Annotated in this window: 12 protein-coding genes; 9 read left to right on the top strand and 3 right to left on the bottom strand. The window is 64.4% G+C overall.

From position 1 onward, the window contains the following. The first annotated feature begins 3 nt into the window (after positions 1-3). From OSH12_RS07895 to OSH12_RS07870, 6 genes are all read left to right on the top strand, one after another. Entirely contained in the window at positions 4-1,029 is a 1,026-nt protein-coding gene (locus OSH12_RS07895; protein ID WP_266342974.1) for an SIS domain-containing protein, read from the top strand. A 123-nt stretch (positions 1,030-1,152) separates the two neighbouring features. Then, entirely contained in the window at positions 1,153-2,316 is a 1,164-nt protein-coding gene (nagA, locus tag OSH12_RS07890) for an N-acetylglucosamine-6-phosphate deacetylase (RefSeq protein ID WP_266342973.1), read from the top strand. A gap of 13 nt (positions 2,317-2,329) precedes the next feature. Next, entirely contained in the window at positions 2,330-3,238 is a 909-nt protein-coding gene (locus OSH12_RS07885) for an ROK family protein (protein ID WP_266342972.1), read from the top strand. A gap of 52 nt (positions 3,239-3,290) precedes the next feature. After that, positions 3,291-4,031 carry a copper homeostasis protein CutC gene (locus tag OSH12_RS07880; RefSeq protein WP_266343352.1) on the top strand — a complete coding sequence of 247 codons (741 nt, stop codon included), beginning with the start codon at positions 3,291-3,293 and terminating at the stop codon, positions 4,029-4,031. 118 nt (positions 4,032-4,149) lie between these two features. Then, entirely contained in the window at positions 4,150-5,316 is a 1,167-nt protein-coding gene (locus OSH12_RS07875) for an ABC transporter ATP-binding protein (RefSeq protein ID WP_266342971.1), read from the top strand. 139 nt (positions 5,317-5,455) lie between these two features. Beyond that, positions 5,456-5,620 carry a hypothetical protein gene (locus tag OSH12_RS07870; protein ID WP_266342970.1) on the top strand — a complete coding sequence of 55 codons (165 nt, stop codon included), beginning with the start codon at positions 5,456-5,458 and terminating at the stop codon, positions 5,618-5,620. A gap of 207 nt (positions 5,621-5,827) precedes the next feature. On the opposite strand, the gene OSH12_RS07865 is transcribed toward OSH12_RS07870, so the two are convergent. The 3 genes from OSH12_RS07865 to OSH12_RS07855 form a co-directional block, all read right to left on the bottom strand. After that, positions 5,828-6,580, bottom strand: a complete 753-nt coding sequence (locus OSH12_RS07865) for a carbohydrate ABC transporter permease (RefSeq protein ID WP_380223552.1) — start codon at positions 6,578-6,580, stop codon at positions 5,828-5,830. A 62-nt stretch (positions 6,581-6,642) separates the two neighbouring features. Next, positions 6,643-7,593 (bottom strand): carbohydrate ABC transporter permease, encoded by a 951-nt coding sequence (locus OSH12_RS07860; protein WP_266342968.1) that lies wholly within the window; start codon positions 7,591-7,593, stop codon positions 6,643-6,645. Between the two features lie 152 nt (positions 7,594-7,745). Beyond that, positions 7,746-9,026 carry an extracellular solute-binding protein gene (locus OSH12_RS07855; RefSeq protein WP_266342967.1) on the bottom strand — a complete coding sequence of 427 codons (1,281 nt, stop codon included), beginning with the start codon at positions 9,024-9,026 and terminating at the stop codon, positions 7,746-7,748. 342 nt (positions 9,027-9,368) lie between these two features. Between OSH12_RS07855 and OSH12_RS07850 the strand changes: the two genes are divergently transcribed. From OSH12_RS07850 to OSH12_RS07840, 3 genes are read left to right on the top strand one after another with little or no spacing between them, the layout of a single operon-like run. Next, on the top strand, positions 9,369-10,793 hold the full coding sequence (locus tag OSH12_RS07850; protein WP_266342966.1) for an NAD(P)-binding domain-containing protein: 1,425 nt from the start codon (positions 9,369-9,371) through the stop codon (positions 10,791-10,793). Positions 10,794-10,809: 16 nt separating this feature from the next. Next, positions 10,810-11,853: a questin oxidase family protein gene (locus OSH12_RS07845; protein ID WP_266343351.1), complete on the top strand. Its 1,044-nt coding sequence runs from the start codon at positions 10,810-10,812 to the stop codon at positions 11,851-11,853. 8 nt (positions 11,854-11,861) lie between these two features. Next, on the top strand, positions 11,862-13,058 hold the full coding sequence (locus OSH12_RS07840) for an amidohydrolase family protein (RefSeq protein WP_266343350.1): 1,197 nt from the start codon (positions 11,862-11,864) through the stop codon (positions 13,056-13,058). Positions 13,059-13,122: the final 64 nt, after the last annotated feature.

Here is a 13,122-nt window from a genome sequence, read left to right as displayed (position 1 = left end):
ACGATGACAACGACCCTGATGCGCGCCGAGATCGACGAAGCTCCGGCCGCCGTCCGCCGTCTGCTGGACCTGTCTGGCGATGCCATCCGCGAGGCTGGCTCACGCCTGCGCAGCCTCGACCCCAAGGTTATCGTAACCGTGGCTCGCGGCTCGTCGGATCACGCCAGCGCTTTCTTCAAATATGCCTGCGAAATCACCACCGGCGTGCCGGTCGCCTCGCTCGGCCCTTCGATCGCATCGATCTACAACACGCCGTTGCATCTCCCCGGCGCCGCCGTGCTCGCCACCTCACAGTCGGGCAAGAGCCCGGACCTGCTGGCGATGATGGAGGCCGCCAAGAAGGGCGGTGCCGTCGGCATCTCGCTCGTCAATGTCGAGGACGCGCCGCTGGCAGCCCTCGCCGACATCTTCGTGCCGCTACGCGCCGGACCGGAAAAGAGCGTCGCCTCGACCAAGTCCTACATCACCTCGGTCGTCGCCGGCCTCGCGATCCTCGCCGAATGGCGTCAGGACAAGGCGCTGCAGGCCGCCATCGCCGCCCTGCCCGACAAGCTCGACGCCGCGCTCGAATGCGACTGGAGCGAAGCGCGCGACACGGTCGTCGCCGCGACCTCGCTCTATACGCTCGGCCGTGGCCCCGGCTTCGCGGTCGCGCAGGAGGCGGCGCTGAAGCTCAAGGAAACCGCGATCCTGCACGCCGAGGCCTATTCGGGCGCCGAGTTGCAGCATGGCCCGGTTTCACTGGTCGACGAGAATTTCCCGCTCATCGCCTTCATCCCCAATGACGCCGCCGCGCCCAGCATGGTGGCCACGGTCTCGGCGCTGCATGCACGCGGCGCCAAGGTGTTCACGGCAACCGCCGAGACCATTCCCGGCCCGCGACTGCCGATCGCGCCGACCGGCCATGCGATGACCGATCCGATCTCGATCGCGCTCTCCTTCTACCGCTTCGCCGAGACCGTCGCGGTGGCGCGGGGCTTCAACCCCGATAAGCCGCGCGGCCTGAACAAGGTCACCGAGACCGTCTAGGGTTTTGGGGAGCGCTCTTCACCTCTCCCCGAGAGAGGGGTGAAGCAGCAACAAATCGCGGCCCTATCCTCCCGGAGGAGCCGTGCTATCCATCTACCAATACGGATTTTCAGGAAGAGCCCCATGTCGAGCCGGACCGCCTTTTTGAGCGCCGAACTGTTTGACGGCGCGACCCGTCGCCGGAACGCTGCCGTTCTGGCCGAAGCGGGCCAGGTGGTCGACATCGTCGGGCCGGGCTTCTTGCCGGAGGGCATCGCGACCATTGATCTCGGCAGCGGCCTGCTCGCCCCCGGATTCGTCGACGCGCAGGTCAATGGCGGCGGCGGCGCGTTGCTGAACAGCGCCGCGACGATCGACGGCATCCGCACCATCTGCACGGCGCATGCGCGCTACGGCACGACGGCGCTGCTGCCGACGCTGATCACCGACACACCGGCCGTGACGGAAGCGTCGATCAACGCCACGCGCGACGCCATCGCCGCCGGCGTACCCGGCTGTCTCGGCATCCATATCGAGGGTCCGCACCTCTCGATTGCGCGCAAGGGCGCCCATAACCCCGCCTATATCCGCCCGATGGACGAGGCCGACCTCGAACGGCTGATCTCGACCGGCCTCGAACATGTGCTGACCACAGTCGCCGCCGAAACCGTGCCGCCGGCGCAGATCGCCCGGCTGACGGCGGCCGGCGTACATGTCGCCATCGGCCATTCCGACGCGTCTTATGAGACCGCCATGGCAGCGTTCAACGCCGGCGCGCGCGGCATTACGCATCTCTTCAACGCCATGAGCCAACTCGGCCATCGCTCTCCCGGCGTTGTCGGCGCGGCGCTCGACAGTCCAGATGCCTGGTGCGGCATTATCCCGGACGGCCTGCATGTGCATCCGGCGGCGATCGCCAACGCATTGCGCGCCAAGCGCGCGCCGGGGCGGATCTTCATTGTCACCGACGCCATGTCGACGATCGGCACGAACATGACGGAGTTTGAGCTGAACGGCCGGGTCATCACCCGCGAGAACGGCAAGCTGACGCTGGATGACGGCACGCTGGCGGGCTCAGATCTCGATATGGTCGGCGCCATTCGCTTCATGACCGGCACCGTCGGCATCGGCCTCGACGAAACGCTGCGCATGGCCTCGCTCTATCCGGCCCAATTCCTCGGCATTGACCGCACGCATGGCCGGATCGCGCCGGGTTCGCGCGCCGATTTCGTCCATCTGGCAGCGGATCTGTCCGTTTCTGGTGTCTTCATCGGCGGCGAGCGCCAGCATTTTGCACCGCTCGCCTGAGCCCGGAGCCGTCATGTCGCAAACCGCAGCCTTCGACATTGGCGGCTCGAAGATCGAATTCGCACGCGTCAGCAAGGACGGCACGGTCTCAAACCGTGCCACGTGGCCTACGCCGCACACAAGCTGGGGCGATTTCGTTGCCGCCCTGCAAAGGCTGGTCGCGGCCGATGGCGGCAATCCGCAGCAGATCGGCATTTCGATCGCCGGCACGACGGACAGTGCGACCGGCATCGCCCAGGCGGCCAATGTCCCGGTCGTTAACGGCCATCATCTCGAAAACGAAATTTCGGCAGCACTCGGCGTTCCGGTCCGGGTCGGCAACGACGCGGATTGCTTCGCGCTGGCCGAGGCGACGGTCGGCGCCGGCAAGGGCATGCCGATCGTCTTCGGCGCCATTCTGGGTACCGGCGTCGGCGGCGGCCTGGTCATTGGCGGCCGCATGGTGCGCGGTGCACATGGCGTCACCGGCGAATGGGGGCATGGCCCAACCATGGCCGAGGCGGTAGCGGCGCGCGGCATCCCCGTCATCCGCTGCGGCTGCGGTCAGCTTGGCTGTCTCGATAGCTATGGTTCCGCGAGAGGCCTAGAGCGCATCCACGCGGCCCTCACCGGCGAGACGCTGACCAGCCAGGCGATCACCGAGATCTGGCACGCCGGTGACGTGGGCGCGACGCGGACCGTCGAAACCTTCGTCGAATTGATCGCCGGATCGCTCGCAGTGATCGTCAACACGATCGGCCCCTGGGTGATCCCCGTTGGCGGTGGCCTCTCCTCCGACGCGGCGCTGCTGGCCTTGATCGACACTGCTGTGCGTCAGCGCGTGCTCGGCCGCTACGATGAGCCACTGGTCGTTCCCGGACGCACACGCGGCGCCAGCGGACTGATCGGTGCGGCGATGCTGGCGGACGAACTCCGCGCGTGATCCAATCCGGCTCAAGAAGACGAACATGCATACGAGCGAAATGAACCCCGCCATGAAAATCCAGCTCGAAATCTGCGTCGACACGCCCGACGGCCTCGCCGCCGCGATCAAGGGCGGCGCTGACCGAATTGAACTTTGCAGCGCGCTATCGATCGGCGGACTGACGCCCTCCCCGGGCCTGATGCGCATTGCCGCCAAGACCGCCGTGCCGGTCTATGCGATGATCCGCCCGCGTGAAGGCGACTTCGTCTTCTCGCCCGGCGAGATCGATCAGATGCGCCGCGATATCGATGCCGCCCGCGAAGCCGGCCTGGCCGGTATCGTGCTCGGCGCGTCGCAGCCGCGTGGCAAGCTTGACGCGGAGGCGCTGTTCCATCTGCGCCATCATGCGGAAGGCCTCGGCGCGACGCTGCACCGGGCCTTCGACCTCGTCCCGGACTTCGACGATGCGCTGGAAACGGCGATCTCGCTCGGCTTCGAACGCATTCTGACCTCGGGCGGCGCGCGTAAGGCGCTGGATGCGCTCGACGCGCTGAAGCTACTGGTCGAGCGCGCCGGCGATCGGATCTCGATCATGCCGGGCTCTGGGGTCCGACCGGAAAACGCGCTCCAGGTACTGACGGAAACCGGTGCGCGAGAGATCCATGCCTCCTGCCGCACGGGTCGCCAGACGGTAGCCCCGGAAGCCGTGGCGCTCGGTTTCGCATCGGATTCGCTGCTCGACGTCACATCGGAGGCAAGCGTTGCCGAGTTGGTCGATATCCTGCGGATGTTCGAGAATTCATCCACCTGAACGTTGCCGCCGAACATGACGCGCAAGGCACCGAAACGATTGAAATTACAGCAGTCCTCGGCTTTGACAGCCGGTCGTCGCGCGTGGCACGCTGGTTGCGCGACATGAGGGAATGGCAATGGCCGAGATCGTTTTTGAGCGAGTGACGAAGCGCTACGATGACGGCCAGCTTGCCGTCAACGCGCTCGATTTGAAGATCGCCGATGGCGAGTTTCTGGTGCTGGTCGGCCCCTCAGGCTGCGGCAAGTCGACAGCACTCCGGATGATCGCCGGCCTCGAGGAAATCTCGGATGGTGTGCTCGTCATTGACGGCGCCGTCGCCAACGACCTGTCGCCGCGCGACCGCAACATCGCCATGGTGTTCCAGTCCTACGCGCTCTATCCGCATTTGACGGTCGCCGACAATATCGGCTTCGGCCTCAAGGTGCGCGGCTCGAACAAGGCGGAGATCCGCACCAAGGTCGAGGAAACCGCGAAGCTGCTGGAGCTTACCGAATTGCTCGACCGCAAGCCGGGCAGACTCTCCGGCGGCCAGCGCCAGCGCGTCGCCATGGGCCGTGCTCTGGTGCGCTCGCCAAAGGCGTTCCTGATGGACGAGCCGCTTTCCAATCTCGATGCGCGGCTGCGCGGCCAGATGCGAGCCGAGATCGCCCATCTGCAGAAGATGACCGGCGTCACCACTGTCTATGTCACACACGATCAGGTAGAGGCGATGACGATGGGCGACCGCGTCGCGGTGATGAACAAGGGCGTGCTGCAGCAACTCGCCGCGCCGCGCACCCTTTATGACGCGCCTGCCAATCTGTTCGTCGCCGGCTTCATCGGCTCGCCGCCGATGAACCTGCTTCCCGGCCAAGTAGAGGCGACCGAATCGGGATACGCGCTGAAACTCGGTCAGCTGACCATCGCTCTCGACGCCGCTGCGATCGAATCACGGCCCGCGATTCCCCGATTCGCCGACAGGAATATCATCGCCGGCATCCGCCCCGAGGCGTTCCAATTCCTCGAAGACGCCACGCCGGGACCGGGAAGGCTCTCTGGCAAGGTTGCCTTCGTCGAGGATCTCGGCGCCAGCCTGCTTGTCCATCTCGACCTCGACGGAGCGTCTGTTGTGGCGGCCGGAGTCTCCGAAGATGGCGAGGAGCTAAGCTCCGCCCGTACGCGCCTGCGCGCCGTAATCGACGGAACCCTGCCAGTAAGGAAGGCAGATCGAATCTGCCTCTCGGTCGACCCGTCCCGCATCCACCTCTTCGACGAAGCGACCGAACAGGCGATCATCGATTGAGCAATCGGGGCAAATTAACGGCAAATTGCGGTTAAGGTCGTAAAAACATGTATCTCGTCAAAGAGATCGGTTGATTTCGATCAAAGCAGGCTACAACCTAGAGTGAGATATTTGGCTCCGTCATCCAACGGAGCGCGCCATGTCTGCAGTCAGTATCCTCGCTCTAGGCGCCATCATCAGCGCCTTCCTCGTCTTCATGCTCAGCCTCGCTTGGGCCGAACGGCAGACGCGCCATTTGAGCGTTCATCAGAAGCCGGTCGAAGTACGGGCCTCTATCCGAGCCGCACGTCCGTCCAGGACATGAGGCTACGAAGCAGGCGCTGCGGGCGCACGTTTGGTCGGGGGGCCGAGCGTTGTCGTCCGCGCCCGCCGCACCGCGCAACCGGCTCATTGGGTCGGAAGCGCGGTGCGATGCCTGCCCTCCGGCAATTCCCGAATCCAGCCACATCACCGCGAATACAGCTGCGCTGGCCAGCGATCCGATAGGCCGCCGCCAATCGTCGCGTGGCTGTCAGTGAACGCCCTTGGTCAGGCCCTGGACGAAGTAGCGGTTCAGGAACAGCGCCATCAGCACGATCGGGATGGTGGAGAAATGCGCCAGCGCGCCGAGCGTGCCCCAGGTGATGTCCTTGGTGCCGAAGGAGGCCAGCAGCGCCACCGATAGCGGCTTGGTGTCCGAATTGGTCAGGAACATCGGCGTCAGAAAGTCGTTCCACGAGAACATGATGCAGAACAGCGCGCTGGCGATGATACCGGGCACAACGGTCGGCAGGGCGACGCGATAGAACGCACCCCAGAGCGTGCAGCCATCTGTTAGCGCCGCCTCCTCCATGTCGCGCGGCAACGCACGGAAATAGGAGAACATCATCCAGGTGACGAAGGCGCAGTTCAGTGTCGTGTTGATCAGGATAACCGCCCACCAGCTGCCAAGCAGGCCGATGTCGCGCATCATCAGATAGAACGGGATCAGCGTCGCGATGATCGGCACGGTGCGGATCGCCAGGAAGAAATAGGCGACGACGATGGCGTAGCGCGACTTCGACCGCGCCAGCGCATAGCCGGCCGGAACACCGAGCAGCAGCGACAACACCGTGGTGCCGAGGCTCATGACGAGGCTCGACTTCAGCAATTGCCAGACATCGAACAGCTGGAAGATGCGTTCGAAATTGAAAAGCGTCGGGCTGAAGGTGAAGGTCGGGGGCGAGGAGAAGATCTCGCGCGGCGGCTTGTAGGCGGTCGAGACCAGCCACAGGACCGGGATCATATAGAGGACGAGGATGACAACCAGCGTCGTGCGCTCGATTGCGATCTGGCGGGTTTGGGCTCTCATCGCTCGTTGGCCCTCACATCGGCCCGACGGATCAGCAGGGTGAACGCGGCGCAGAGGACGACGATGCACAGGATCATGACGTTACCGATCGCCGAGGCAAAGCCGATATTGAAGAATTGCAGGCCCTGCTTGACGCCATAGACCATCAGCGAATTGGTGGTGTCGCCCGGCCCGCCTCCCGTCGTGACAAAGATGGTGTCGAACACACGAAACGCGTCCATCACCCGGAGAACCAGCGCCAGGAATACGGTCGGCAGCAGCAGCGGCAGCACAACGAGCCGGAAGCGCTGAACCGCCGTCGCGCCATCGGCAGAGGCCGCCTCGAGAATGTCGCCCGGCAGCGATTTGAGCCCGGCGAGCAGGATCAGCGCGACCAGCGGTGTCCACTCCCAGACGTCGATCAGGATCACGACCGGCATGGCCGCCGTCGTCGAGGCCAGAAAGCCGCGCGGGCCCGAAATGCCCCATTCGGCCAGATAATAGCCGAAGAAGCCGTAGTCGACGGCCAGAAGCGCGCGAAAAATCAGACCGACCACGACGGGTGTGATGGTCACGGGGATCAGCAGGAAGGCGAGGCAGATGCGGTTGAATCGGCCCTCGCGCCAGAGCAGCAGGGCCAGGCAAAGGCCGAAGACAAACTCGATCGTCACCGCGGCGAAGGTGAAGATGAAGGTGTTGACCAGCGCCCGGCGCGCTGTCGAGTCCGTCCAGAGTTCTGCGTAATTGGCTAGGCCAACGAAGGTGCGCCGTCCACCGCCGCGCAGCAAATTGTAGTCGAAGAACGAGTACCAGATGCCCTGCGCCAACGGCCACAGCGCCACGAGCACGACATAGATCACGGCCGGCAGGGCGAGGGCGACAAGGAACAGCTTGCGCCGGTCAGCAAAGCGTAGGCCGGACGCCTTGCTTTGGGGAAAATCGATCGAACCGACGGAAGTCGTAGCCAATGCGGAACACCACCCTAGGTCCTCGCCTGCACAAGGTCGAGAAAGGCATCAACCTTGTGCAGTACGCCAGTGAAGCGACGGCCAGTCCCCTCGCCCGCTCACGGGGAGGAGCCGGGCAAGAGCCCGAGGCCCTCGCCCGGAGACTAGGCCGATCAGAACAGCTTCGCAGCCTTTTCCTGGACCTCATCGAGGGCGGCCTTCGGCTCGACGCCGCCGACCAGAACCGCGTTCACGGCCGTACCGAGCAGATCCTGGATCTCGGGATACTGCGGAATGCGGGGACGATAGTCGCCGTCGGCGTTCTCGAACGATTTCGCGATCACCGGAAGGTAGGGGAATTTCTTGTTGAGGTCCGGATCGGCCAGCGTCGACTTGCGGATATAGCTGCCGGCGCCCTCCATGTTGAATTCCTTCTGGATCTCCGGGCTGGTCAGCCACTTGATGAACTGCCAGGCGGCTTCCTGCTGAGCCGGATCGATATCGGCGTTGATGCCCATGCCCCAGCCGCCGAGGCCATACTTGACCGGCATGCCCTTGGCGCCGGGCGTCGTCGTGATGGCGACATGATCAACGATCTTCGACATGGACGGGTCGTAGTAGCCCGGCGCGCCGACCGACCAGGTTTCCATCATCGCGGCGATCCCCTGCCGGAAGCTCTCCTCGCGACCGCCCCAGTCATAATCGACGGCGCCGGGAGGGGCTGCCTTGTCGAACAGCTCCTTGTAGATCTTGAGGCTGTTGATGTTGGCTTCCGAATTGATCGCCGGCTTACCGGACGCATCGAGCACCGAGCCGCCGAGTTGCGAATTGTACTGCAGCCAATCCTGCGCCACCGCCGGGCCCTTCTGGCCGTTGGCGACGAAGCCATACTGCTTCTTGTCTGGATTGGTCAGCTTGATCGCTGTCTCGACGAACTCTTCGGCCGTCTCGGGAACCTTCAGTCCAGCCGCCTCGAGCAGATCCTTGCGATAGGCAAGCACCGCCGCATAGCCGGCGAACGGGAAAGCAACCTGCTTGCCGTCATATTGGCCGATATACTTGATCGTCGACGGATAGATATCGTCGAGCTTCATCTCGGCAGCGTCGCGCTTGATCCAGTCGGTCAGGTCGACGGTGTATTTATTGTCGGCATATTGCCCGGCCCAGACGATATCCATCGTCACCAGGTCATAGCTCTTGGTATGACCGACGAAGTCGGCCTGGGTCTTGGTCAGCAGTGAGCCGTAGTCGAGAATATCAACTTTGACCGTTGCTCCCGTCGCCTCTTCGAACTTCGGCGCCAGCTTCGCGATCACCGGCGCGAACTGATCGTTCTGGGAAGCGAGGTTGAGCGTGATGCCGGCCAGAGGCTTGTCGGCCGCGAGCGCCGAGCCCGCGACACCCATGGAGACGAGCCCGGCAACCCCGAGCTTCAACAGCGATGCAGTGCTCATTCCTGTGACTCTCTTTCATGCGGACGACAGACGATGGCGCAGCTTACATCAAACAACACCATGCTCAAGAACTACCTTTTATTCCTGAGAAACCCAAGATGAACAGCTTTCGTCAAGCTGTTCTATCAATTGGCAGCCTGCCTAACTTACAGTCAGCTTGAGTCGCGATGTTCCATCCGAAACAACAACGATGTTCGCTTGAAGCATTCGGGCGCGCATATTGCCGCGAAAACACGAGGCGCGCCGCGCGACAGCAATAATCGGTGAGTGCCTACTTTTACATCACGCGCAGTTTCGCATCAGTGCGGTACGATACATGCCTCCCGAGCGAGGAAGCGCCGCATGACCGTTTGTCCCCAACTCATCGAACTGGAACGGAAGATTGCCGCCGATCTGGCGCGGATCGAAGCAACGCCGACAGCCTGGATCCCGGCCCGCGGCGGCCCGGAAGGAGCGCCGATCCACGATGTCGTCATCGTCGGCGCCGGCCTGTCGGGGCTCTCGATCGGCTTTGGGCTGAAACGACAGGGCGTGGTCAACGTGCTGCTGCTCGATTCCCGCGCCGAGGGGCAGGAGGGGCCGTGGCTGACCTGCGCGCGCATGGACACGTTGCGCTCGCCCAAGCATCTCGCCGGCCCCGATCTCGGCGTACCGAGCCTGACTTACAGGTCCTGGCATGAGGCGATCCATGGCGCCGAGGCATGGGACAATGTCGGCAAGATCGGCCGGGCCGACTGGATGGAATATCTGCGCTGGTATCGCCGCGTCACCGATCTCTCCGTGCGCAACGAGACCACCCTCACCGCGATAGAGCCCTCTCGTGACGGCTTGGTGCTCTCGGTCGACGGGCCGAACGGCCATGAGCGGATCCATGCGCGCAAGATCGTGCTGGCCACGGGCATCGAAGGCGCAGGGGGACATGCGGTGCCGGCGATCGTCTCGGAAAGCCTGCCGCGCGAATTCTGGACCCACAGCGGCGAGACGATCGACGTGGCGCGGCTGGCCGGCCGCGATGTCGGCATTCTCGGCTCGTCCTCTTCCGCTTTCGACTGGGCAACGGCGGCGCTGCGGGCCGGCGCCAAAACGGCCACCCTGTTCGGTCGCGCGACGGAATTTGCCAAGACCGAAGTATTGGCCTGGACGAATTTCCCCGGCTTCCTCGGGCATTTCGCCGATCTCGACGATCTGCGCCGCTGGCGCTTCATGCGCCGCTTCTTCGATTTCAAGACGCCGCCAACGACGGAGATGTTCAACGCCGCACGCGCCTTTCCGAATTTTCGACTGGAGCTCGGCTGCCCGCCGGAGCGACTGGGCATCGAGGACGGCCGGATCCGCCTCGACACACCGCGCGGCCGGTTCGACTTCGACCATCTGCTGCTGGGAACGGGCTACGACATCGACCTTCGCCGCCGGCCAGAGCTTGCGAGCCTCGTCGACGATATCGCGCTCTGGTCCGATCGCTTCGCAGCGCCGACGGGAGAGGAAGATGCCAATCTCGGCCGCTATCCCTACCTCGGGGGCGCCTTCGAGTTCACCGAGAAAGTTCCCGGACGAGCGCCGCATCTCGCCAATATCCATATCTTCAACAATGGCGCAGTGCCGAGCCTCGGCCCGATCTGCAACGGCATTACCGGGCTCAAATATGGCGTCCCGAGAATGATTGCGGCTTTGACAAAAGGCCTCTTCCTCGACGACGCGGACCGGCATTATGCTGAGCTGATGGCCTATGACGAAGTTCACTTCAGCGCTGCGAACTTAGAAAAATAATTTCCGAGGAAACATGATGGCCCTTTCACCGCGCACCCGGCCCGACACGCTCGACGAGTTGCTTGTCGAAACCCGGCTGTACAGCGCCGAGTTCCCCATTCTGCTGGCCAGCCACTTGCCGATGATCCTCGTAGCCCTCGACCGGCTCGGCGCAACGAGCGAGCGGCTCGCCGAGTATTTCGAGACGTATTGCACAACCAACGGGCTAGTGCCGACGCCGCCACCCGTCGCGCCAATCGAGCGCGAGCGCTGGACAGATGCGCTTGGAGATCGCACGCGCGAATACGACTATCGCGCCTTCTTCGAGAACGAGGTCCGACGCATCGGCATCGATGCCGCGATCCAGACCTATCTGCCGACGCTGCTCCCCGGAATTGGCGCGAGCGCGATGCACGGCATGATGCGCACCGCCTATGGCCTGATGCGGATGGACCCCAGCGAAGTCGGCACGGCGCTCGGCTATTGGTCCGCCACCTATCTCACCATGCCGCGCGCCACCGGCGCTGCGCCGATCACGGATGATCCAGGCGAAGTGCTGGCCCGCGCCTGCACCCTGCCCTGCCTGCGCGAGGTCGAGCCCGAGACCGACTTGCTCTGGCACAACATTCGCGCCGCCGGCGAAAAGGAATCCTTTGCACCCGTCGTCGACTGGCTCGCGATCGGCCCCGATACCGGCCGCAAGCTGGCCGAGACCTCGCTGGCTCTCTTCGCCGCAACGATGGATTTCTCCTCGCTGCACGCTTTGACTGGTTCGCACTGGATCCGCCTGATCGGTCCGCATCTCGCCGAGGCAGACCGCCCGGCGCTGCAGCGCTATTTCTGGCAGATCATCGCCTCGCTGGTGCCTAAGATCGGCTTTCCGAGCCTGCCCAGCGCGGAGCAGCTCGACGCGTGGCGGCATCTGCCAGCGCCCGGCTGGCCCGAAATCGCCGAAGCGGCCATCGCCTCCGACGACGAGCACGATATCAGCCTAGTCTTCTCCGCCCGCGAGGAGGAAAGCATCTATGGCGACCGGCTCTACCGCGTCGTCGCCGCCCGTCGGATGGGATTGATCGCCTGATGGCTGCCATGCTGCCGACCCTCGTCATCGCCGGCGCGACCACGGCCGACGCTCGCCGTGTCGATATCGTCATCGCCGGCGAGACCATCGCCGCCATCGTCCCGGCCGGCCAAGCCCCGGTTGATTGCGACCGTATCGACGCCGCCGGCCAACTCGCCGCGCCCTCCTTTGTCGAAGGCCACATTCATCTAGACAAGACGCTGCTAGGCCTGCCCTTCATTCCGCATCTGCCGGGCGACACCGTCGCGCTTCGCATCGCGGCCGAGAAAGAACTGCGCCGCACTGTGGCGCTGCCGGTGGAGGAACGCGGCGGCAGGCTGATCGAGCAGATCGCCGCCTTCGGCACCGGCAGCCTCCGGAGCCACGTCGACATCGATACGGAAGTCGGCCTCAAGGGCCTGCATTCCCTGTTGCGCCTGAAGGAGCGCTACTGGGATCTGGTCGACATCCAGATCGTGGCGTTTCCGCAGAGCGGCGTCATGATCGATCCCGGCGTCGCCGACCTGCTTGACGCGGCGATCAGCGAAGGTGCCGATCTTGTCGGCGGCCTCGATCCCGCTGGCATCGACCAGGACGCCACCGGCCATCTCGACGCCATTTTCGCGGTCGCATCGAAGCACGACGTCGGCGTCGACATTCACCTGCATGATTCCGGCGCTCTCGGCGCCTCCGAAATGCGGGATATCGCGTCCCGCACGATCGCACTCGGTCTCCAGGGCAAGGTCGCGGTCAGCCACGCCTTCGCGCTCGGCCAGATCGACGATTTCGAATTCGGCCGCACGGCGGAGGCGCTCGCCGAGGCAAAGATCGCCATCATGACCAACGGCCCCGGTCCCGTCGCCATGCCGCCGGTCAAGCGCCTGAAGGCTGCCGGCGTCACCGTCTTCGCCGGCTCCGACAACATCCGCGATGCCTGGTCGCCCTATGGCGATGGCGATCTGCTGCGCCGCGCCCAGATCATCGGCTACCGGCAGGAATTCCTCGCCGATCCCGATCTCGTCCACGCCTTTGCCATGGTGACCGAGATTCCTGCCGCCGTTCTCGGCGTCGCGCATTATGGCCTCGCGCCCGGCAAGCGCGCCGATATCGTGCTGCTGGACGCCGCCTCGGTGCCGGAAGCCCTCGCCGGCGTACCGCCGCGCCGAACGGTGATCAAGCGCGGTCGGCTGGTGGCGCTCGAGGGCGTACTGGCGGCGCGGGACTGACCGACATCCCCTCGCGATCGTGAACGGTGTTAATCCCTACGGATGATTGGATTGGCCGGCGAAA

It is taken from the genome of Kaistia terrae, from assembly GCF_026344005.1.
GTDB lineage: Bacteria > Pseudomonadota > Alphaproteobacteria > Rhizobiales > Kaistiaceae > Kaistia > Kaistia terrae.
Note: the sequence above shows the minus strand (reverse complement) of the source record. Positions and strands in the feature narration are given on the sequence as shown.